This window comes from Sulfitobacter sp. G5_S2_6_S6, from assembly GCF_054968505.1.
Genome location: NZ_JBQKUI010000002.1, coordinates 140236 through 159145 on the forward strand (window position 1 = coordinate 140236; position 18910 = coordinate 159145).

Genomic DNA, 18910 nt, shown 5'->3' on the forward strand with positions numbered 1-18910 from the left:
ACGCTGAGATTAACCGCGCGCCAAACTGTATCCCGCGCCGCGCAGGCAGCGGGCGTCATATCCATAGCGGGTGCCCCGATGGGTCCGGATCTGCTGCGCGCATTGCCGCGGCAGACGGTTGGCATGACGGAAATTATTCTCAAGACAGCGGCGGCCGAACATCAGCACCTGACCGCGACGCGTGTCGAAGCTCTGGAAACACTGTTTGGGCAGCAGCTTGGCGTTGGCATGGGTGTGATGCTGCTTGCGCTTGTAGCCCTTGGGCAGCGGACGCGGCTCTACCCGGTGGCGCGATTGCGGCGCGCGGTAGACGGGCACGCGCTCGGCCCGTTGAGTGCGTGGGGCGCGGTACACAGTGTTTGGCGCATGGCGGTGCTTTGATACTTCCTGCCGTGCACGTTCTTCGTCGCGCTTGTTCTTGTCGTGAATGATCTTGCCGACAATGGCCACGCCCAGAACACCGACCGCGATTTTCGCCAGATCCCTGTTGCGGTCGCCCGCCGCGGCGGGGGCAGCAGTAAAGGCGGTGATAGCGACGGCTGCGGCTGCAATCGAGGCGATGAATTTATGGTGCAATGTAAAGCGCATTGTCTGATCCTTTCGGTTGGGGGCAACATGGGAAGCACCCCATGCAAAGCCATCAAGAGCGAGGCCGTGGGATCAAACTGGCCGCACCCCCCTCAGACAGGCAATAACACCCCCCTGTTATCGAATAACAAAGCGGTACAGACCCAATGGATATTGAATATCCGCCCGGATAGGCGCAGTCTGATCGTCATGAAACACATCCTCCTTTCCCTGGCTGCTGCGGGGCTTCTGGCCCTCTCCGCCCCCTCTGCCCAAGCGGCGGAATGTTTTGCCGATTACAAGGCAAAGCAGGAAAACCCCTTGCGCCTGCATTATGGTGTGGCGCAGGTATCCGGTGACTGCAGCCGTGCCTCGGCGCAGGCCCAATTGACGGACCGGCTGGCTGCACATGGCTGGACGTTGCTGACGATCGTCTCTGTCTTTGGCAAGGATGGCCTAAACCAAAGGAAAGCGAGTGCCGGACCAAATTTCCTCCGCTTCTGAGATGCGCCGCACGGGCGGGCGTTTTGTCGGCGGTGGTATCGCGGCCGTTGTGGCGATCATTCTGATCGGCGCAGGGCTGTTGCTATGGGCCTTGCCCGACGCCAATGCCTTTAACGCGCAGGTTGAACGCATCTTTGTCGAGAACGACGATCTGACGACTCAGGCCGAAATCAAACTGCTTGAAATTCTCGCACAATCGGGCACCGCGTTTTCCGAAACCCTGTCGAGCTACCGGATCGTGATCATCGTGCTGCTGGTCTTTGCGACGGCCATGCTGGTCGCTGCGCTGGTGTTCCTGATCATGCTCGTGGGCTTCAACCGTCGCATGGCGCAGATCGAACGGGTGGGGATACAAGTAAACTCGCTCCTGATCAGCCGCGAGGAAAACACCGTCTATCTCAACAACCTCGGCTTCAAACTGACCGCCGCCGCGATGGAAACGATGTCGGTCCTTGCCGAAGCGCGCATGGATGACGACGTGCTCTCAGGCTCCGAGATCGAGGGCATGATCTCGGGCCGGACCGCCGCTGATTGCGACGAAGCAGCAGGGGCCACGCGCATCAAACGTCTGCGCGATACATTGGGCAATCAGATCGTGTCGGAACTGCTGGTCAAGAATATCGCGCGGCGCGGCTATATGCTGGCCATCGACAAAGACGTGATCAAGGTCATCTGACCTCTTCATTTTGCCCTGAAAACTCCGGGGGAGTCGCGCCTGCGCGACGGGGGCAGCGCCCCCTCTGCCCGGCCTCGTGCTATTCGCGAGGGTATCCCCGCCTTGTCGACCCGCGCTTTATCAACTCCACGTCGAGCCGGATATGCGGCGTTTGGATGGCCGCGCGGTCGGCGATTGCGTCCCGAAGCAGGGTCATTGCCCCTGCGCCGACCTCATAGCGCGGCGTCGCGACAGAGGTAATACCCGGGTTCAGGTGTCGCGACATTTCAAGGTCGTTGAAGCCGCAAATACCCAGATCGTTGGGGACGTTGATGCGACGGCGTTCGGCCTCGAACAGCGCGCCGGCGGCGAGGTCGTCGTTATTGCAGAACACAGCATCGGTGTCTGGCGCTTGCGCAAGAAGATCGCTCAGCAGTTGCCCGCCCATACCCACCGAGGACGGGTGGGTCGTCGTGATCACGCGGGTCGGGTCATACAGGCCGCGCGCCTGCGCTTCGGCTGTGAAACCCGCAAGCCGCGCCTGCGAGCGCGGGTCCATTCGCGCGCCCAGAAATCCGGGCTTTTTGTACCCCGCATCGATCAAGTGCCGCGTGCCTTCGACCGCACCATCGTAGTGTGAGAACCCGATCATGAGGTCAATCGGAGAGTCCGACACGTCCATAATCTGCACGACGGGACAGGGGGCGGACTTGAGCAGGGTCCGTGCGGCGTCGGTTTGGTCGATCCCTGCCACAATCAGCCCCGCAGGGCGCTGACGCAGGAAGGTACGCAAAAGGTTCTCTTCTTTGCTGGGGCTATAGCGGAAATTACCGATTTGCACCGATAAGCCTGACCCGTCGATCACATCGTAAACACCGCGCAAGACGTCAGAAAACACCGCGTTGGTCAGCGATGGGACCAGCAGACCCACCACATTTGTCCGCTCGGACGCAAGCGCCGAAGCGGCTTGATCCGGTACATACCCAAGCAGTTCGATCGCAGCCTGAACCTTCTTTCGCACGCCAGCCGAGACCATGTTCGGGGCACGAATCGTCCGCGATACCGTGATAGCGCTGACACCGGCCTCTGCCGCGACTTCATTCAACGTAACCCGCTTGTATTTAGTGTTCTTTTCCATGCGATAAAACCTATCACGTGCACAGGTCTTTGTGAATAGTTGACAGATGACAGCGCTGTCATTAGCGTCCGCCCATCGTCACCGTTTACGGTCACGACTTTTTAGGGAGGATAAACACATGCGCTTTACCGCTAGGCTTCTGGCCGCAACCGCACTTGTCAGCGCCGGGCTGGCCGGTGCCGCTGCTGCACAAGATTTTTCGCTCAAGTTCCAGTCATCTGATCCGGCAGGCAACGCCAACTTCTTGCTCCAGCAAGAATGGGCAAAAGACGTCGCCGCCAAAACCGACGGCCGCGTCGAGGTCGATCTGCTGCCCGTTGAAACAATCGTCGCCCATACTGAATCTCAGGATGCCGTGGCGGCTGGCATTATCGATGGCCACGTCACTGATACCTCTTATTTCGCAGGGAAAGAGCCGGCGTTTGGTCTGATTGCCAATCCGGTCGGGGCATGGTCAGACCCGCAGCAGATGTTCGACTTTATGGAGAACGGCGGCGGCAATGAGCTGATGAACGAAATGCTTGAACCCTACGGTTTGCACTTCATCGGCGCGACGACCCCCGGCCTCGAGGCGTTTTTGTCGAAGGTGCCGCTGGACGGTGTGGACGATCTGAAGGGGCTGAAAATGCGCGCGCCCGAAGGTATGGTGCAGAAAGTCTTTGCCGCAGCGGGCGCGTCTCCGGTCAACCTGCCTGGCTCCGAGGTGTTCACCTCGCTTGACAAGGGCGTGATCGACGCGGCGGATTATACCGTCTTCTCGACCAACCACGCGCAGGGCATGCATGACGTGGCGAACCATCCTGTATATCCCGGCTTCCACTCCATGCCGCTGGTCGAGGTGTCGATCAACAAAGGTGTATGGGATTCGATGCCCGAGGATATCCAAAGCGCATTGGTGGAGTCCGTAAAAGACTTCCGGCAGCTCCAGGTGTCGACCTTGGCCGAACGTGATATGGCCGCGGTGAAAGAAGCCGAAGCCAACGCCGATATCACCGTGCACAATTGGTCCGATGAAGAGCGTGCGAAATTCCGCGCCTTCGCCAAGACCGAATGGGAGAAGGCGGCCGAAGCATCCGACGCATCGCGCAAGGTCTATGACACGCTGACCGCCTATCTCGAAGAAAACGGGCTGCTGAAATAAGCGCCGAAGCACCAGCACCCTTCCGGACAGACCGGAGGGGTGAACGCTCGGGAGGGGCATATGCAAGACAGGACAGATCCCAACGTCGCGGCCAGCGCACCAGTGGATATTGACGCACCCAAGGGGGCGATCCCGGAGGCCGGGCTGCTAGGGCGCGGCATCGACCGGATCGGCATCCTTTTTGCCTTTGCGATCCTCGCCTCTGCCGCGATTCTCGGGATCGAGGTGGTCTTGCGCTATGTCTTTGACGCCCCCACGATCTGGGCGCATGAGACGGTGATCTTTCTGAACGCCACCGCTTTTGTTTACGGGGGGCTTTATGTGGTATCGCGGGATGCGCATATCCGTGTGGTCCTGATCTACGATTACCTGTCAGCCCCGTGGCGGCGCATTTTCAATGTGGTGATTTCGCTGGTCTGCCTCGTGGCGACGGCTTTCTTCGGCTGGGCCGCATGGCAAAGCCTTGTGCGTGCGGTCTGGACGCCAACCGGTGCGATCCGGCTGGAAAGCAGCGGCAGCGCATGGGATCCACCCACGCCGGGGATGCTTAAAATCTTTCTCTTTACAATTCTCGTGGTCATGGCCGTGCAGTTCGCTGTGCTTGCTTGGAACTACATGACAAAACAGGACCGGTGATGGACCTTCTCACAGCGCTGTTCGACTTTAAGGCCATGGGGATCGAAGTGGCGACAGGGGCGATGTTCGTCACCTTGTTCCTGCTGCTGATCACCGGCATGCCACTGGCTTTCGTGACCCTGCTCGTGGCGCTGATTTTTGCGCTTGGCTGGTTCGGGCCGATGGCCGTGCCGTTGATCACCAGCCGCATCTTCAGCTTCGTCAATTCCTTCGTCTTCGTATCCGTACCGATGTTCGTATTGATGGCCGCGATCCTGGATCGGTCGGGCATTGCACGCGATCTGTTCGACGCCATGCGCGTGGTCGGTGGCCGTCTGCGGGGCGGCATCGCGATCCAGACTTTGCTGGTCGCCGTGGTGCTGGCCGCCATGTCCGGCATCATCGGGGGCGAGGTGGTGCTGCTGGGTCTGCTGGCGCTGCCCCAGATGTTGCGGCTTGGCTATGACCGGCGTCTGGCCATCGGCGTCTGCTGCGCGGGCGGGGCCTTGGGGACAATGGTGCCCCCGTCCATCGTCTTGATCATCTATGGTCTGACGGCGTCCGTCTCTATCGGGGATCTGTTCACCGCGTCCTTCCTGCCCGGTCTGATGCTGGCAAGCTTCTATATCATCTACGTGCTGGTGCGGGCCTATATGAACCCCGACATCGCCCCGATCCCGGAACCGGACGAGACCTCGACAGCCGAGAAGATGCGTCTGCTCAAAGGGTTGATCTTGCCAATCATGGTGGTGATCTTTGTGCTGGGGTCGATCTATGGCGGCATTGCCTCGGTCACCGAAGCCTCTGCCATCGGGGTGATCGGCGTGACCCTGTCCACGATGATCCGCGGCGAATTCACCACAGAGCTGATGGTGGGCGCGGCCAAGCGAACCCTCGCGACCGTCGGGATGATCGTCTGGATCGGGATCGGTGCCTCGGCACTGGTCGGGGTCTTTAACCTGATGGGGGGCATCACCTTTGTCTCTAACCTGATCACCGGCGTGTCCGACAATCCAACCGTGATTGTCTTGTTCATGATGGCAATCCTCTTTGTCCTTGGGATGTTTCTGGACTGGGTAGGGATTGCACTGCTGACCATGCCGATCTTTGTCCCGATCATTCGCGATCTTGGCCTTGATCCTGTGTGGTTCGGTGTGGTCTTCGCCATGAACATGCAGGTCAGCTTCCTGTCGCCACCCTTTGGTCCCGCCGCCTTCTATCTCAAGTCGGTGACACCACCCGATATCTCTTTGGGAGAGATCTTCCGTTCTCTCCTGCCCTTCATTGCCCTTCAAATCCTCGCGCTCGCTATTCTCATTGCCTTCCCTGGCGTGACCGGCCGCTGAAAGACGAATTATGACCGACACCAAATCTCTGCGCTCCCGTAAGTGGTTCGACAATCTCGACGATCCGGAGATGACCGCGCTCTATATCGAACGCTACCTGAACTACGGGCTCACGCTTGAAGAACTGCGGTCAGGCAAGCCGGTGATCGGGATCGCGCAGACCGGCAGCGACCTGAGCCCTTGCAACCGCCACCATATCGAGCTGGCCAAACGGACCCGCGACGGGATCATCGCCGCCGGAGGCATCCCGATGGAAATTCCGGTGCATCCTATCCAGGAAACCGGCAAGCGTCCGACCGCGATGCTGGACCGTAACCTCGCCTATCTTAGCCTCGTCGAAAGCCTGTATGGCTATCCGATCGACGGCGTCGTGCTGACCATTGGCTGTGACAAAACCACGCCAGCGCTGCTGATGGCAGCGGCGACGGTGGGCATGCCCGCCCTGGCCTTTTCGGTCGGGCCGATGCTGAACGGCTGGCACCGGGGCGAACGCGCAGGATCGGGATCGGTGATCTGGCAGGCGCGGCAAGAGCTGGCGGCCGGCACAATCGACGCTGAAGAATTCCTCGAGATCGCGGCCTCTTCCGCCCCCTCGGTCGGGTTCTGCAACACGATGGGCACCGCGTCGACGATGAACTCCCTGTCAGAGGCTCTGGGCATGCAGCTGCCCGGCGTTGCCTCTATCCCCGCACCTTACCGTGAACGCGGGCAAGCAGCCTATCATACGGGAAAACGTATCGTTGATATGGTCCATGCAGACCTGCGCCCGGCCCAGATCATGACCCGCGAAGCCTTCGAGAATGCCATTGTCGTCAACTCCGCACTAGGCGGATCGACCAACGCGCCGATCCACCTCAATGCCATCGCCGCGCATCTTGGCATCGCGCTGAGCAACGGAGATTGGGAGGAATTCGGCCACGCCGTGCCCCTCCTCGTCAATATGCAGCCCGTCGGCACCTATCTGGGCGAAGACTTCCACCGCGCGGGGGGCACAGCCGCTGTGATCGGTGAATTGTTGCGGACCGGGCTTTTGCCACATCCCGATGCGCTGACTGTGACCGGTCAAACGATCGCCGAACTCTACACCGACACGCCGATCCTTGATGAGGATGTGATCCGCCGCGCGGCGTCACCGCTGAAACCCAATGCCGGTTTCCTGAACATGCGCGGCAACCTGTTCGACAGCGCCTTGATGAAGACCTCTGCCATCGACGCGGGCTTTCGGGCGCGCTATTTCTCGAACGCACAAGAGGCTTTTGAAGGCCGTGTCGCGGTATTCGACGGGCCAGAAGACTTTCACGCCCGCATCGATGACCCAGCGTTGGGGCTGACCGATGACAGTGTTCTGGTGATGCGTGGCGCAGGGCCCAAGGGCTATCCCGGCGGGGCCGAGGTGGTGAACATGCGCCCGCCAAGTTATCTGATCAAACAGGGCGTCCGCGCCCTGCCGTGTATCGGCGACGGGCGGCAGTCCGGCACCTCTGGCTCGGCGTCGATCCTGAATGCGTCGCCCGAAGCTGCGGATGGTGGCGGGCTTGCGCTGTTGCAAGACGGCGATCCGATCCGCATTGACCTGAAACAGCGCCGCGTGGACGTGCTGCTGGACGAAACCGAGCTTGCCGCGCGCCGCGCGGCCCTTGACGCTGCGGGGGGCTATGCGCAGCCGGAAAGCCAATCCCCCTGGCAAGAGATCTTCCGCGAGAAAGTACGCCCCTTCTCCGAAGGTATGGTCTTTGAAGGTGCTACCGAATACCGCGACATCACCAGCCGCGGCCTGCCGCGCAACAACCACTAACCCATGCGCGACTTCGATATTATCTGCATCGGCGAACCGCTGGTCGAGTTCAACCAGATCAAGGGGACGCAGTGGCACCAGGGATTCGGTGGTGACGTGTCAAACGTCGCCATTGCCGCTGCCCGCCTCGGCGCGCGCAGCGCCATCGCAACGCGCTTGGGCGACGATGGTTTCGGGCAAGAGCTTCGCAATCTTTGGAGCCGCGAGGGCGTCGACGCGTCCTGCGTTGCGACGGATGCATCGGCCCCGACGGGGCTCTACTTCGTGCGCCACGGGTCAGATGGGCACCGGTTCGAGTATCGCCGCGCAGGGTCTGCTGCCAGCAGAATGACCACAGACAGCTTGCCTGTTGAGGCCATAGAGAGCGCCCGGTTCACCCATCTGTCCGGCATCACTCTGGCGATCAGTGCCGGCGCGCGCGATGCCGGTCTGGAGGCGATGCGTATCGCACGGGCGGCCGGACGGCAGGTGTCTTTCGATCCGAACTTGCGGCTGGCGCTCTGGCCCCTTGAGCAAGCCCGTTCCGTGATTACCCAAGCGCTCGGGCTGGCGGATATCGCGCTGCCGGGTCTGGATGACGCGCGCCAGATTACGGGGCTGGACACCCCCGAAGACATCGTGCGGGCATTTCATAAAATGGGGCCGGACATCGTCGCCCTGACCCTCGGAGAGGACGGCGCGCTTCTGGGGCACGCCGGGACGATAACGCATATTCCCGGTGTTCGGGTCACAGCCGTCGACGCCACAGGTGCCGGAGACTGTTTCGACGGGGCCTTCCTGACCCGCCTGTCAAAAGGCGACACCCCCGAAGCCGCCTGCCACTACGCCGTCGCGGCCTCTGCGCTGTCTGTCCAGGGCTACGGCGCCGTCGCCCCGCTGCCCACTGTTGCCGACATGGCGGCGGGTTAAGCGAACGCCTGCGCGGGCGGGGGCGGTGCCCCCTCTGGACACTCCGTGATGCTTGACCCTAGGGTACGCCGAAACAGCACCAAGGATCATGCCCATGCCAGCCCCCTTCAACGCATTCAAACAGGCTTTGAAACAAGGCGACACCGTCTTTGGCTGCTGGCTGGGTCTTGCGGACACCTATAGCGCCGAACTGATGGGGACCGCCGGTTTTGACTGGCTTGTGATCGACGGTGAACACGCGCCGAACGACCTGCGCTCTATCATGGCGCAGCTTCAGGTGCTTGAAGCCTCTGACAGCCATCCCGTTGTGCGCGTCCCCGTGGGGGAGACTTATCTGATCAAACAGATGCTGGATGCGGGGGCGCAGACCCTGCTGGTGCCTATGGTGGATAACGCCGATCAGGCCCGCCAACTGGTGCGCGATGTCACCTATCCGCCTCACGGCGACCGCGGTGTCGGCTATGCGCTGACCCGCGCCGCGCGTTTCTCGCAGATCGCGGATTACGGCACCACGGCGGATGATGAGATCTGCCTGCTGGTGCAGGTCGAAAGCGTGAAGGGCCTTGAGAACCTGAATGCGATCCTCGCGGTCGACGGGATCGACGGCGTGTTCATCGGCCCTGCGGATCTGGCGGCTGATATGGGGTACATGGGCAATGCGCTCCACCCCGATGTACAAGACGCGATCATGACCGCGCTGCACAAGATACACGCGGCGGGTAAGGCACCGGGCATCTTGTCGACCCACGACGACATGACCCGCGACGCGCTTGAGGCCGGGGCGCAGTTTGTTGCGGTCGGGGCGGATGTTCTGCTGCTCAGCCACGCGGCGCAAGCGCTTGCGGGCAAATGGCGTGACACACTGACATGACACGCGGGGTAGCTTTGTTGGGGCTGGGCTATGTGCTCAGCCAGTTTTTCCGTGCCTTTCTGGCCGTGCTCAGCCCATCACTGCGCGTTGATCTGGGGGCCACGCCCGAAGACCTCGCCTTTGCGTCGGGGCTTTGGTTCTTCTCCTTTGCGGCGATGCAACTGCCTGTGGGATGGGCGCTGGATACAGTCGGGCCGCGGCGCACGGCGGCCAGCTTGCTGCTGGTGGGCGGGGGCGGCGGGGCGGCATTGTTCGCGGTGGCGACGCAGCCGCTGCACATCAATCTGGCGATGATCCTGATCGGGATCGGCTGTGCGCCGGTGCTGATGGGAGCCTACTATATCTTTGCGCGTGAATTCGCACCAAGCCGCTTTGTCGTGCTCGCCTCTGTCATGGTGGGCATCGGCACGCTTGGCAATCTCGTCGCCTCCTATCCGATGGCGATTGCGGCGGAAACGATCGGTTGGCGCGCGTCGCTTTGGGGGCTTTGCGCCATCACCACGCTGACGGCGATTGGCATCTGGAGCGTCGTGCGCGACCCCGCCACCCCCGAAGGGGAACAACGCGGCAGCCTACTTGGCGTGTTCAAGATCAAGGCGCTGTGGTTCATCTTTCCCATCATGAGCGTCAGCTACGCCCAAGTCGGCGCGTTGCGCGGGCTCTGGATCGGGCCCTATTTCGAGGATGTCTTTGCCGCGAACGCTCACCAGATCGGCTGGGCGACCCTGTTGATGGGTATCGCGATGGTGGCAGGCAGCCTCGCCTATGGCCCACTGGACCGCGTGATCGGCAGCACGAAATGGGTGATTGTCGGGGGCACGGCGCTGAACCTCGCGGCCTTGGTGGCGCTTATGCTTTTCCCCGACAGTGGCATCATTCTTGCCACGGCGCTGATGGCCGCTGTCGGTTTCTTTGGCGCGACCTATGCGGTGATCATCGCCCACGGCCGCAGCTTTATGCCGCCGCAGCTGGTCGGGCGGGGCATGACCCTGTTGAACCTGTGCAGCATTGGGGGCGTTGGCGTGGCGCAGTTCCTTTCGGGGCGCGTCTATGCGGCCAGCCAGCCCGCCGTCACCGCGCAGGCCCCCTATGTGATGATTTTCACCCTGTTTGCCGCGCTCATGGCAGCGGGTCTGTTCGTCTACCTGTTTTCCCGCGATGCAGGCGAATAGGCCACGCCCCCTTCCCCCGCGGGCCCAAGCGGTATAAGAGGCCCGCACCATCACATTTTAGTATTGGAGTTTTAAGATGGGTTATCGCGTCGTCATCGCGGGTGCCACAGGCAATGTGGGCCGTGAAATGCTGAACATTCTGGCCGAGCGCCACTTCCCTGTAGACGAGATCGTGGCACTTGCCTCGCGCAAGTCTATGGGATCCGAAGTCAGCTTTGGCGACAAGACGTTCAAGACGAAAGACTTGGATACGTTCGACTTCACGGGCTGGGATATGGCGCTGTTCGCCGTCGGTTCGGAAGCGACCAAAAAATACGCGCCCAAGGCCGCCAAGGCCGGTTGCGTGGTCATCGATAACTCGTCGCTGTACCGCTACGATCCCGATATCCCGCTGATCGTCCCAGAGGTGAACGCCGACGCGATCCACGATTATTCCAAGAAAAACATCATCGCGAACCCGAATTGCTCGACCGCGCAAATGGTTGTCGCGCTCAAGCCGCTGCACGACCGCGCCACGATCAAACGTGTTGTCGTGTCGACCTACCAGTCGGTGTCCGGTTCGGGCAAAGACGGCATGGACGAGCTGTGGGACCAGACCAAATCGATCTACAACCCCACCGACGACAAGCCCGCGAAGAAATTTACCAAACAGATCGCCTTTAACGTGATCCCGCATATCGACGTCTTTATGGATAGCGGTGACACGAAAGAAGAGTGGAAGATGATGGTAGAGACGAAGAAAATCGTCGATCCCAAAATCAAGGTCACAGCGACCTGTGTCCGCGTTCCGGTCTTCGTGGGCCACGCCGAATCGATCAACATCGAGTTCGAAGAGCATCTGGACGAGAACGAGGCCCGCGACATCCTGCGCGAAGCCCCCGGTATCATGGTGATCGATAAGCGCGAAGACGGTGGCTATGTCACCCCCGTTGAATGTGCGGGCGATTTCGCAACCTTCATCAGCCGCATCCGTCAGGACAGCACGATCGACAACGGTCTGAACCTGTGGTGTGTCAGCGACAACCTGCGCAAGGGTGCCGCATTGAACGCCGTGCAGATCGCGGAACTGCTGGGCCGCGAAGTGTTGAAAAAAGGCTAAGCGCCCCCTGATCTTTATGTCGGAAAAGGCCAGTGCGATGCGCTGGCCTTTTTCATGTCGGGCATGTTCAGATCAACGCTGCCGCGGGCGCTTTGGCCATCAGGCGGCGTTCTGTTTGTCTGACAGCGTGGCAAAGTCGAACCACAGCTCTTGTTGCCGGTATCCGCCCTTGATCAGATGTCCGCGTCGCAGCACCTCGGGAAAGTCATCGGCCCAGTCGCGGTAGCGGTCATTGCTCACGACAACCGCCCCCATCTCGCGCGCGGCGGTCAGGATGAAGGGATCGGCCGGCGATCCGCTTGGCACGACCATCACCTGATCCACCGGCAGCTTCAGCATCGCCGCCAGCGCCGCATCATCTTTGTAAGCGTTCGTCAGCAGATACCCTGCGTTGGCATCAAAGACCACGCCTGTCTTGAAGCCAAGGTCTTTCAGGGTCCGCACCACGTCCTGCACTGGCGTGATCAGCGGCGTGCCGCCCCACCAGTACATGACATTTGACCCGTCAATCACCACCGCCCCACGGGCACTGCGCCGGGATTGCCCCGCCAACCAGACCCGCGCCTCCCGCAGGAGCAAGATGGCGCTGGCGATGGCACAAGGCCCCGCCAGCAAAACCAGATCCCCCCAAACCGGTTGGGAGGTCGCGATGACCGTACCAATGATCGACACGGTCAGCAAAAGCGCAGGAACGATCACGCGCAGGTGCCGCCGGAACCGTCCCTGTCAGACCAGCCCATTATACGGGCCGGAACATCTCTTTATCGGCGCTATAGCACTCAAGCCCGCCCTCGCCGATGTTGTGCCACAGGCCGTGCAACGTCAGCTCGCCCGCTTTGACCTGCTGCGCCACAAAGGGAAACGTCATCAGGTTCTCAAGAGAGGTCATAACAGCGTGTTTCTCAAGCTGGCGCGCCTGCTCTTTCGGGTCTTCGATGTCCGAAACCGCATCGTATTTCGGGCGCAGGATATCCATCCACCGACCGACGAAGCTGTCTTTGGCATCCAGCGCTGGCGCGTTGCCTTTGCACATGTCCAGACAGCCCTGCACACCGCCACAGCTGGAGTGACCGAGCACGATAACATGCGCGACTTTCAACGACTGAACCGCATATTCAACCGCGGCTGACGTCCCGTGCTGCTGCCCGTCAGGCTGGTAAGGTGGCACCAAGTTGGCGATATTACGGTGAATAAAGAATTCACCCTGATCCGCCCCAAAGATCGATGTTACATGCACGCGGCTATCGCAGCACGAAATGATCATCGCACGAGGATGCTGCCCGTCGCTGGCCAAACGGCGGTACCATGCCTCGTTTTCAGCGTAACTGGTTGCTTTCCATCCGTGATACCGTTGAACCAGATAATTCGGGAGCGGTTTCGCGTTATCCATCTCTGTCTCGCCTTTACTAAATTTTAGCCAAATTACTCTGAATTCGCATCATATTCGAGCGAAAACGCACACGGCCGTAAACGAATTGGACATCAATTGGCCGACATAGTGCAGATGCGCTGTGGGGGCGTAATGATGAGGTGACTCAAATGTATGTATTGCAAATGCGGCCAGTCGAACAAGTCCGCGTAGATCAGGAACGTCTGGGTATCCTGTATGACCAACTGGGTGAATCAGGGGCCGAGGATGTCGTCTGTCGCGCGATGGAGGAATTGGCCCTGCGCATGTCCCACTGCGACCGTCTGTATCAGGCATCCAACTGGCTTGAGCTGCGTAAAAACTGCCGGTCGCTGATTGCGATTGCCGAACAGGTGGGGCTGCAAAAGCTGGCAAACGTCGCGGGGGATGTGATCTGCGCGATTGACCAGAACAGTCACGTCGCGATCGGGGCGACGCTCACGCGGCTGATCCGCATCGGCGAACGGTCGCTGACAGCGATCTGGGACACGCAGGATGTGACCCTTTGACGGGCTTGCAGCGCCACAGGATACGTCTAGGCTGCGCGCGACTATCACGCACGAAAGGCCCAGCCCTATGTCCGCTCTCTTCGCCGATCCCTCCGCCGCTGCGATCCCGCTGCATCTGATTGCGTCCGATGCCCTGCCTGACTGGCTTGAGGGGCAATCCGATGCCACACGCACTTGGGTCGCGGCACAGGGGTTTACCGGCGCGTTGGGGCAGGCGTTGACGCTGCCGGGCGAAGATGGCGCGCTGCGCATGGCTCTGGCGGGCTACGGCACGGCCAGCGCCCGCAAACGGGGGCGCTTCCATCTGGCAGGTGCCGCGGCAAAGCTACCCAAGGGCGACTATGACCTGCACGCCGACCTGCCCGCGGCAGAGCGCGCGGTGGAGGCTCTGGGGTGGCTACTCGCGTCCTATCGGTTTGACCGCTATGCCACGCAATCTCCGATGGCCGCCCGCCTTGTTGCGCCCGCTGGGATCGACGCCGATCACATCCGCGCCCTCGCCGAAGGGGAGATGCTGACCCGTGACCTGATCAACACGCCCGCCTCGGATATGGGTCCGCCCGATCTGGAAGCCGCAGCGCGAAAACTGGCAGATCAACACGGGGCGCAGATCTCTGTCATCACGGGCGACGATCTGTTGGCACAGAACCTGCCGCTGATCCATACCGTCGGCCGCGCCGCCGACCGCGCGCCCCGGCTGATCGACCTGAACTGGGGCAAAACCGGGAAAAAGCTGACGCTGGTGGGCAAAGGCGTGTGTTTTGACACCGGTGGGCTGAACCTGAAACCCGGCGCGTCGATGGGTCTGATGAAAAAGGACATGGGTGGCGCGGCGGCGGTGCTGGGTCTGGCGCATATGATCATGGCCACGGGGATGGACCTGCAACTGCGCGTGCTGATCCCCGCGGTTGAAAACGCGGTCTCCGGCAATGCTTTCCGCCCCCAAGACATCCTGACCTCGCGCAAGGGCCTCACGGTCGAGATCAACAATACCGACGCCGAAGGCCGGTTGGTGCTGGCCGATGCGCTGGCACTCGCGGACGAGGACAAGCCCGACCAGATTATCTCTATGGCGACGCTGACCGGTGCCGCACGGGTCGCCGTGGGCCCCGATCTTGCCCCCTATTTCAGCGACGATCCCGATTTCGTCGCCGCGTTGGAATCCGCTGCCGCCACCCACGCCGACCCCGTCTGGCGTATGCCCTTCCACACGCCCTACGAGCCGCTGATCGAACCCGGTATCGCCGATCTGGATAACGCCCCCTCTGGCGGGTTCGCAGGCTGTATCACCGCCGCGCTGTTTCTGCGTCGTTTCATCACCGACAGCCCCTATGCGCATTTCGACATCTACGGCTGGCAACCAAGCGCCGCCCCTGCCCGCGCCAAAGGCGGCGTTGGTCAGGCCACACGCGCGTTGCATGCCAGCCTCGGGGCGATCTTGTCAAAATGACTGACCGACGCCTGCATCCCGACCCCAAGCGGATCACCGAAAAGACAGCGGTGCAGATCACCCTTCCGGTCGTTGATCTGAACCGCAGTCCCGACGGCCCCCGCGACCGGCAAGCGCTCTACGGTGAGGCGCTGACCGTGCTTCATCGCACCGATGGCACCGCCTATGTGCAACTGACCAAGGACAACTACTGCGGTTACATATCCGAAACCGCCATCGGCCCTGCGGTCCCCCCGACTCACGTCGTCACCGCACCCGCCACCCACGCCTATACGCGTGCCGATCTGAAATCACCGGATGTCAGCAGCCTCAGCTTTGGCAGCCGCGTTATGGTGACTGGAACGGAAGGCCGATTTGCCCAGACCTCGCTTGGCCATATCCCGACCCAACACCTCGCCCCGCTGCCGCACGCTTTCCCGGACCCCGCCGCCGTGGCAGAGCTGTTTCTCGGCACGCCCTACCTCTGGGGCGGGAACAGCCGCTGGGGGATCGATTGCTCGGGCCTCGTTCAGGCCGCCTTCCTCGCCTGCGGCATTCCCTGCCCCGGTGACAGCGACCAGCAGCAGACCAGCTTTGCCGACCCCGTGGCAGGTGCAGGCCCCGTCCCGCGCGACATCCAACGCAATGACCTCCTGTTCTGGAAAGGCCATGTGGCGCTGGTCCTCGACCCCGCCACCATGATCCACGCCAATGCGCATCATATGGCCGTCACCCGCGAACCCATCCAGAACGCACTGACCCGTATCGCAAAAACCGACGGCCCGCTGATCGGGCACAAACGGCTCAGCCCTTCCAAATGGCCTTAAATCCATCCACCCCCTCGACCGGCGCGGCGGTCTAGGTGTCGACGGCGCGGATCATCTTGCGTTCCAGCACGCGCAGCACGGCAGCCAGATCCTGACCGCGGCGCAGCACCTGCCCATTGGCCCCGATCACCGCGTACATCCCTTGCTTCAACCGCAGCTTGGGACGTTTCTCGATCCGGTAAAGCGGCATCTCTGCAGTGCGCCTGAAGATTGAAAACACCGCGACCTCGCGCAGCGAAGAGATTCCATAGTCGCGCCATTCCCCCGCCGCGACCATGCGCCCATAAAGCGACAGGATCGGGCCAAGCTCTGTCCGGTGAAAGGAAACCTGTTCGGGCGCGCGTTCATTCTGCGGGTGTGAGGGATGAATATGCACTGTCATGTTTTGACAGTTGCGCCCTTCGCCGCTCAAATCAAGAGAGCCGCCGATCAATTCTCTTGAAAGCGTTACATTATCTGTGCAAGCATCCAAATTGTGAAACATAAAGGCCCGCCATGACCCCGCAACTTCGCGCCGAAAAATCCGCCGCTGCCATGTGGTCCACCGATACGGCCAGCCAATCTCTGGGGATGCGCATCGACCATATCGCCCCCGGCGCGGCGGATCTGTCGATGGTGATCACCGCGGCCATGTTGAACGGCCACGGCATCGCCCACGGCGGGTATATCTTCACCCTCGCCGACAGCGCCTTTGCCTTCGCCTGCAACAGCTACAACCAGCTTGCCGTCGCCCAGCAGAACCAGATTTCCTACCTCGCACCGGGGAAAGCTAGCGAACGGCTGCACGCGGCGGCACGCGAACAATCCAGAACCGGACGCTCCGGCGTCTATGACGTGACTGTCACGGGGGAGGACGGGCGCACCATCGCCTTGTTCCGTGGCCTGTCACGCACCATCAAAGGCCACCATTTCGAGGAGGAAATGACCCCATGAAAGACCTCACGCCTGCCCGATCATCGCTTGACCCGATCGAGCTTGCCAGCCGCGATGAAATCAGCGCCCTGCAATTGGAGCGGCTGAAGAAATCCCTGCACCACGCCTATGCGAATGTGCCTTTCTACCGTCAAAGCTTTGATGCCGCGGGCGTCCACCCCGACGACCTGAACGACCTGAGCGATCTGGCGAAATTCCCCTTCACCGTGAAAACCGACCTGCGCGACAATTACCCCTTCGGGATGTTCGCCGTGCCCCGCGACCAGCTGGCGCGCATCCATGCGTCCTCGGGCACCACCGGCCAGCCGACGGTCGTGGGCTACACCAAGAATGACCTCGCCAATTGGGGCAGCGTCATGGGGCGATCCTTGCGCGCGGCAGGGCTGAAACCCGGTGACATGCTGCATAACGCCTATGGCTACGGGCTGTTTACCGGAGGGTTGGGGGTGCATCTGGGGGCGGATAGCCTTGGGCTAAGCACGGTTCCGATCTCGGGCGGGATGACCCCGCGACAGGTCCGTCTGATCGAGGATTTCAAACCCGACGGTATCACGGTCACACCCTCTTATGCGCTGTCGATCCTGGATGAATACGCGCGTCAGGGCATCGATCCGCGCCAGTCTTCGCTGCAAGTAGGTATCTTCGGGGCCGAACCCTGGACCAATGCCATGCGGCTCGAGATTGAACAGGCGTTTGATATGCACGCTGTCGATATCTATGGCCTGTCCGAGATTATGGGCCCCGGCGTATCCTGCGAATGTGTCGAAACCAAAGACGGTTTGCACATCTGGGAGGATCATTTCTACCCCGAGGTCATCAACCCCGAAACCGGGCAGCCCGTGGCCGATGGCGAACAGGGGGAGCTGGTCTTTACCTCGCTCACCAAAGAGGCGTTTCCCATCATCCGTTACCGCACCCGCGATCTGACCCGCCTGCTCGCCGGCACCGCCCGCAGCATGCGCCGGATGGAGAAAGTCACCGGCCGCAGCGACGACATGATCATCCTGCGCGGCGTCAACGTCTTCCCCACCCAGATCGAAGAGGCGCTGATGGCCACCCCCGGTCTCGCCCCACATTTCCAGATCGAGCTCAGCAAGCCCGACCGCATGGATCAGATGCGGGTGCTGTGCGAATGTGTCGACGCCACCGTCGACGATGCCGCCAGGCAAACAGCGGCACAGCAGCTGGCCGCGCAGATCAAGGAAACCGTGGGCATCAGCGTGATGATCGACGTGGGCGATGTGAACACCATCACCCGTTCCGAAGGCAAAGCGGTGCGGATTATCGACAACCGGCCCAAGGGCTAAGCCGCATAGCGCGCCAGAAACATATCGACCGCGCTGTCTACCACGCGGTCGATCTCTGCCTGAGAAATCCTGTCGATGATCCCAAAGGTCAGTCGCAGCCAGACATCCCCCTTGCAGAGCTCTCCGAATTGGTCGGCCGCCAGTAGCGGGTCCTCCATACGCAGCTGCCCACGCGCGACAGCGGTCTCGAAATACCCCGCCATCTCGCGCCGGACCACAGCTGGGCCGGAATTATAAAAGCGCTGGCCAAGCTCGGGGAAGCGGTCACATTCGGCCACGCATAGGCGAAACATCTGCTGACCAAAGGTCGATGTGATGAACCCTAGCAGATGCCGACCGGCCAGCCCCAGCACCACACGCGGCGGCGCATCGGTGTCGATACTATCGAAAGCCTGCCGTGACTGGCGGGCACATTCGGTATCGGCGACCTCCATGAACAACAGGCGTTTGTCGGGGAAATAGCTGTACAGTGTCGCCTTGGACACGCCGGCGGCACGGGCAATCGCATCAACGCTCGCGCCCTCAAACCCGTCTGCCATGAAGACATCACGCGCCCCCGCAAGAACCTGATCGAATTTACGGCCCTTACGAACCTTGGTCTGGTCACTGGTCATGAAGGCTCCGGCAGTTTGAAAGGCAGAGTATAAACTGAACCGTTCAGTTCCAAGTCCCAAATGCAGCCTCC

21 protein-coding genes are annotated in these 18910 nt (G+C 61.3%); 15 read left to right on the top strand and 6 right to left on the bottom strand.

All coding sequences use genetic code 11. The annotated features are described in order from the left end of the window. Window positions 1-9 precede the first annotated feature (9 nt). Entirely contained in the window at window positions 10-588 is a 579-nt protein-coding gene (locus ACTRWK_RS04745) for a hypothetical protein (RefSeq protein ID WP_037942674.1), read from the bottom strand. Between the two features lie 189 nt (window positions 589-777). On the opposite strand from ACTRWK_RS04745, the gene ACTRWK_RS04750 reads away from it, so the two are divergent. Both ACTRWK_RS04750 and ACTRWK_RS04755 read left to right on the top strand, forming a co-directional pair. Further along, window positions 778-1071, top strand: coding sequence for a hypothetical protein (locus ACTRWK_RS04750; RefSeq protein WP_005850413.1), 294 nt, complete (start codon window positions 778-780; stop codon window positions 1069-1071). A 1-nt stretch (window position 1072) separates the two neighbouring features. Continuing rightward, window positions 1073-1747, top strand: coding sequence for a winged helix-turn-helix domain-containing protein (locus ACTRWK_RS04755; protein ID WP_037942669.1), 675 nt, complete (start codon window positions 1073-1075; stop codon window positions 1745-1747). 79 nt (window positions 1748-1826) lie between these two features. Here ACTRWK_RS04755 and gntR read toward each other — a convergent pair whose 3' ends face one another. After that, window positions 1827-2864 carry an HTH-type transcriptional regulator GntR gene (gene gntR, locus ACTRWK_RS04760; RefSeq protein WP_037942667.1) on the bottom strand — a complete coding sequence of 346 codons (1038 nt, stop codon included), beginning with the start codon at window positions 2862-2864 and terminating at the stop codon, window positions 1827-1829. 118 nt (window positions 2865-2982) lie between these two features. On the opposite strand from gntR, the gene ACTRWK_RS04765 reads away from it, so the two are divergent. The 8 genes from ACTRWK_RS04765 to ACTRWK_RS04800 all read left to right on the top strand — a co-directional run bounded on the left by ACTRWK_RS04765 (window position 2983) and on the right by ACTRWK_RS04800 (window position 11812). After that, window positions 2983-4005: a TRAP transporter substrate-binding protein gene (locus ACTRWK_RS04765; RefSeq protein ID WP_037942665.1), complete on the top strand. Its 1023-nt coding sequence runs from the start codon at window positions 2983-2985 to the stop codon at window positions 4003-4005. 60 nt (window positions 4006-4065) lie between these two features. Beyond that, complete coding sequence (locus ACTRWK_RS04770) at window positions 4066-4641, top strand: TRAP transporter small permease subunit (protein ID WP_037942663.1); 576 nt, start codon at window positions 4066-4068, stop codon at window positions 4639-4641. Continuing rightward, on the top strand, window positions 4641-5966 hold the full coding sequence (locus tag ACTRWK_RS04775) for a TRAP transporter large permease (RefSeq protein WP_005850423.1): 1326 nt from the start codon (window positions 4641-4643) through the stop codon (window positions 5964-5966). The genes ACTRWK_RS04770 and ACTRWK_RS04775 overlap by 1 nt, the downstream gene beginning before the upstream one ends. Before the next feature lie 10 nt (window positions 5967-5976). Continuing rightward, the gene (locus ACTRWK_RS04780; protein WP_289081331.1) at window positions 5977-7761 is read left to right on the top strand and encodes an IlvD/Edd family dehydratase; all 1785 of its coding nucleotides are present in this window, start codon (window positions 5977-5979) and stop codon (window positions 7759-7761) included. A gap of 3 nt (window positions 7762-7764) precedes the next feature. Continuing rightward, window positions 7765-8670 (top strand): sugar kinase, encoded by a 906-nt coding sequence (locus tag ACTRWK_RS04785; protein WP_289081332.1) that lies wholly within the window; start codon window positions 7765-7767, stop codon window positions 8668-8670. Window positions 8671-8764: 94 nt separating this feature from the next. Next, the gene (locus ACTRWK_RS04790; protein WP_037942656.1) at window positions 8765-9541 is read left to right on the top strand and encodes an aldolase/citrate lyase family protein; all 777 of its coding nucleotides are present in this window, start codon (window positions 8765-8767) and stop codon (window positions 9539-9541) included. Next, complete coding sequence (locus ACTRWK_RS04795; protein WP_180828408.1) at window positions 9538-10713, top strand: MFS transporter; 1176 nt, start codon at window positions 9538-9540, stop codon at window positions 10711-10713. Before ACTRWK_RS04790 ends, ACTRWK_RS04795 begins: the two co-directional genes overlap by 4 nt. Window positions 10714-10789: 76 nt before the next feature. Further along, entirely contained in the window at window positions 10790-11812 is a 1023-nt protein-coding gene (locus ACTRWK_RS04800) for an aspartate-semialdehyde dehydrogenase (RefSeq protein WP_289081333.1), read from the top strand. A gap of 99 nt (window positions 11813-11911) precedes the next feature. Here the strand turns inward: ACTRWK_RS04800 and ACTRWK_RS04805 are convergent, their stop codons facing one another. Continuing rightward, the gene (locus ACTRWK_RS04805) at window positions 11912-12511 is read right to left on the bottom strand and encodes an NYN domain-containing protein (protein ID WP_289081334.1); all 600 of its coding nucleotides are present in this window, start codon (window positions 12509-12511) and stop codon (window positions 11912-11914) included. Window positions 12512-12551: 40 nt separating this feature from the next. Then, complete coding sequence (locus ACTRWK_RS04810) at window positions 12552-13202, bottom strand: carbonic anhydrase (protein ID WP_037965419.1); 651 nt, start codon at window positions 13200-13202, stop codon at window positions 12552-12554. A 149-nt stretch (window positions 13203-13351) separates the two neighbouring features. Here ACTRWK_RS04810 and ACTRWK_RS04815 point away from each other — a divergent pair, with 149 nt between their 5' ends. The 3 genes from ACTRWK_RS04815 (at window position 13352) to ACTRWK_RS04825 (ending at window position 15985) form a co-directional block, all read left to right on the top strand. Next, on the top strand, window positions 13352-13729 hold the full coding sequence (locus tag ACTRWK_RS04815) for a hypothetical protein (RefSeq protein WP_005850435.1): 378 nt from the start codon (window positions 13352-13354) through the stop codon (window positions 13727-13729). A 67-nt stretch (window positions 13730-13796) separates the two neighbouring features. Continuing rightward, window positions 13797-15179: a leucyl aminopeptidase family protein gene (locus ACTRWK_RS04820; protein ID WP_289081335.1), complete on the top strand. Its 1383-nt coding sequence runs from the start codon at window positions 13797-13799 to the stop codon at window positions 15177-15179. Then, a complete protein-coding gene (locus ACTRWK_RS04825) occupies window positions 15176-15985 on the top strand; it encodes a C40 family peptidase (RefSeq protein ID WP_340270213.1) in 810 nt (269 codons plus the stop codon). The genes ACTRWK_RS04820 and ACTRWK_RS04825 overlap by 4 nt, the downstream gene beginning before the upstream one ends. A 31-nt stretch (window positions 15986-16016) precedes the next feature. Here ACTRWK_RS04825 and ACTRWK_RS04830 read toward each other — a convergent pair whose 3' ends face one another. Then, on the bottom strand, window positions 16017-16367 hold the full coding sequence (locus tag ACTRWK_RS04830) for a DUF2794 domain-containing protein (RefSeq protein ID WP_037953992.1): 351 nt from the start codon (window positions 16365-16367) through the stop codon (window positions 16017-16019). Between the two features lie 113 nt (window positions 16368-16480). On the opposite strand from ACTRWK_RS04830, the gene paaI reads away from it, so the two are divergent. Both paaI and paaK read left to right on the top strand, forming a co-directional pair. Beyond that, window positions 16481-16918, top strand: coding sequence for a hydroxyphenylacetyl-CoA thioesterase PaaI (gene paaI / locus ACTRWK_RS04835; protein ID WP_462843809.1), 438 nt, complete (start codon window positions 16481-16483; stop codon window positions 16916-16918). Further along, window positions 16915-18225 (top strand): phenylacetate--CoA ligase PaaK, encoded by a 1311-nt coding sequence (paaK, locus tag ACTRWK_RS04840; RefSeq protein WP_037942643.1) that lies wholly within the window; start codon window positions 16915-16917, stop codon window positions 18223-18225. The genes paaI and paaK overlap by 4 nt, the downstream gene beginning before the upstream one ends. Here the strand turns inward: paaK and ACTRWK_RS04845 are convergent. Beyond that, window positions 18222-18839 (bottom strand): TetR/AcrR family transcriptional regulator, encoded by a 618-nt coding sequence (locus ACTRWK_RS04845; protein WP_037942640.1) that lies wholly within the window; start codon window positions 18837-18839, stop codon window positions 18222-18224. The genes paaK and ACTRWK_RS04845 overlap by 4 nt on opposite strands. Window positions 18840-18910: the final 71 nt, after the last annotated feature.

Coding starts and splice junctions, on each gene's coding strand:
- ACTRWK_RS04745 (WP_037942674.1), bottom strand. CDS start 588: ATGCGCTTTACATTGCACCATAAATTCATCGCCTCGATTGCAGCCGCA.
- ACTRWK_RS04750 (WP_005850413.1), top strand. CDS start 778: ATGAAACACATCCTCCTTTCCCTGGCTGCTGCGGGGCTTCTGGCCCTC.
- ACTRWK_RS04755 (WP_037942669.1), top strand. CDS start 1,073: ATGCGCCGCACGGGCGGGCGTTTTGTCGGCGGTGGTATCGCGGCCGTT.
- gntR (WP_037942667.1), bottom strand. CDS start 2,864: ATGGAAAAGAACACTAAATACAAGCGGGTTACGTTGAATGAAGTCGCG.
- ACTRWK_RS04765 (WP_037942665.1), top strand. CDS start 2,983: ATGCGCTTTACCGCTAGGCTTCTGGCCGCAACCGCACTTGTCAGCGCC.
- ACTRWK_RS04770 (WP_037942663.1), top strand. CDS start 4,066: ATGCAAGACAGGACAGATCCCAACGTCGCGGCCAGCGCACCAGTGGAT.
- ACTRWK_RS04775 (WP_005850423.1), top strand. CDS start 4,641: ATGGACCTTCTCACAGCGCTGTTCGACTTTAAGGCCATGGGGATCGAA.
- ACTRWK_RS04780 (WP_289081331.1), top strand. CDS start 5,977: ATGACCGACACCAAATCTCTGCGCTCCCGTAAGTGGTTCGACAATCTC.
- ACTRWK_RS04785 (WP_289081332.1), top strand. CDS start 7,765: ATGCGCGACTTCGATATTATCTGCATCGGCGAACCGCTGGTCGAGTTC.
- ACTRWK_RS04790 (WP_037942656.1), top strand. CDS start 8,765: ATGCCAGCCCCCTTCAACGCATTCAAACAGGCTTTGAAACAAGGCGAC.
- ACTRWK_RS04795 (WP_180828408.1), top strand. CDS start 9,538: ATGACACGCGGGGTAGCTTTGTTGGGGCTGGGCTATGTGCTCAGCCAG.
- ACTRWK_RS04800 (WP_289081333.1), top strand. CDS start 10,790: ATGGGTTATCGCGTCGTCATCGCGGGTGCCACAGGCAATGTGGGCCGT.
- ACTRWK_RS04810 (WP_037965419.1), bottom strand. CDS start 13,202: ATGGATAACGCGAAACCGCTCCCGAATTATCTGGTTCAACGGTATCAC.
- ACTRWK_RS04815 (WP_005850435.1), top strand. CDS start 13,352: ATGTATGTATTGCAAATGCGGCCAGTCGAACAAGTCCGCGTAGATCAG.
- ACTRWK_RS04820 (WP_289081335.1), top strand. CDS start 13,797: ATGTCCGCTCTCTTCGCCGATCCCTCCGCCGCTGCGATCCCGCTGCAT.
- ACTRWK_RS04825 (WP_340270213.1), top strand. CDS start 15,176: ATGACTGACCGACGCCTGCATCCCGACCCCAAGCGGATCACCGAAAAG.
- ACTRWK_RS04830 (WP_037953992.1), bottom strand. CDS start 16,367: ATGACAGTGCATATTCATCCCTCACACCCGCAGAATGAACGCGCGCCC.
- paaI (WP_462843809.1), top strand. CDS start 16,481: ATGACCCCGCAACTTCGCGCCGAAAAATCCGCCGCTGCCATGTGGTCC.
- paaK (WP_037942643.1), top strand. CDS start 16,915: ATGAAAGACCTCACGCCTGCCCGATCATCGCTTGACCCGATCGAGCTT.
- ACTRWK_RS04845 (WP_037942640.1), bottom strand. CDS start 18,839: ATGACCAGTGACCAGACCAAGGTTCGTAAGGGCCGTAAATTCGATCAG.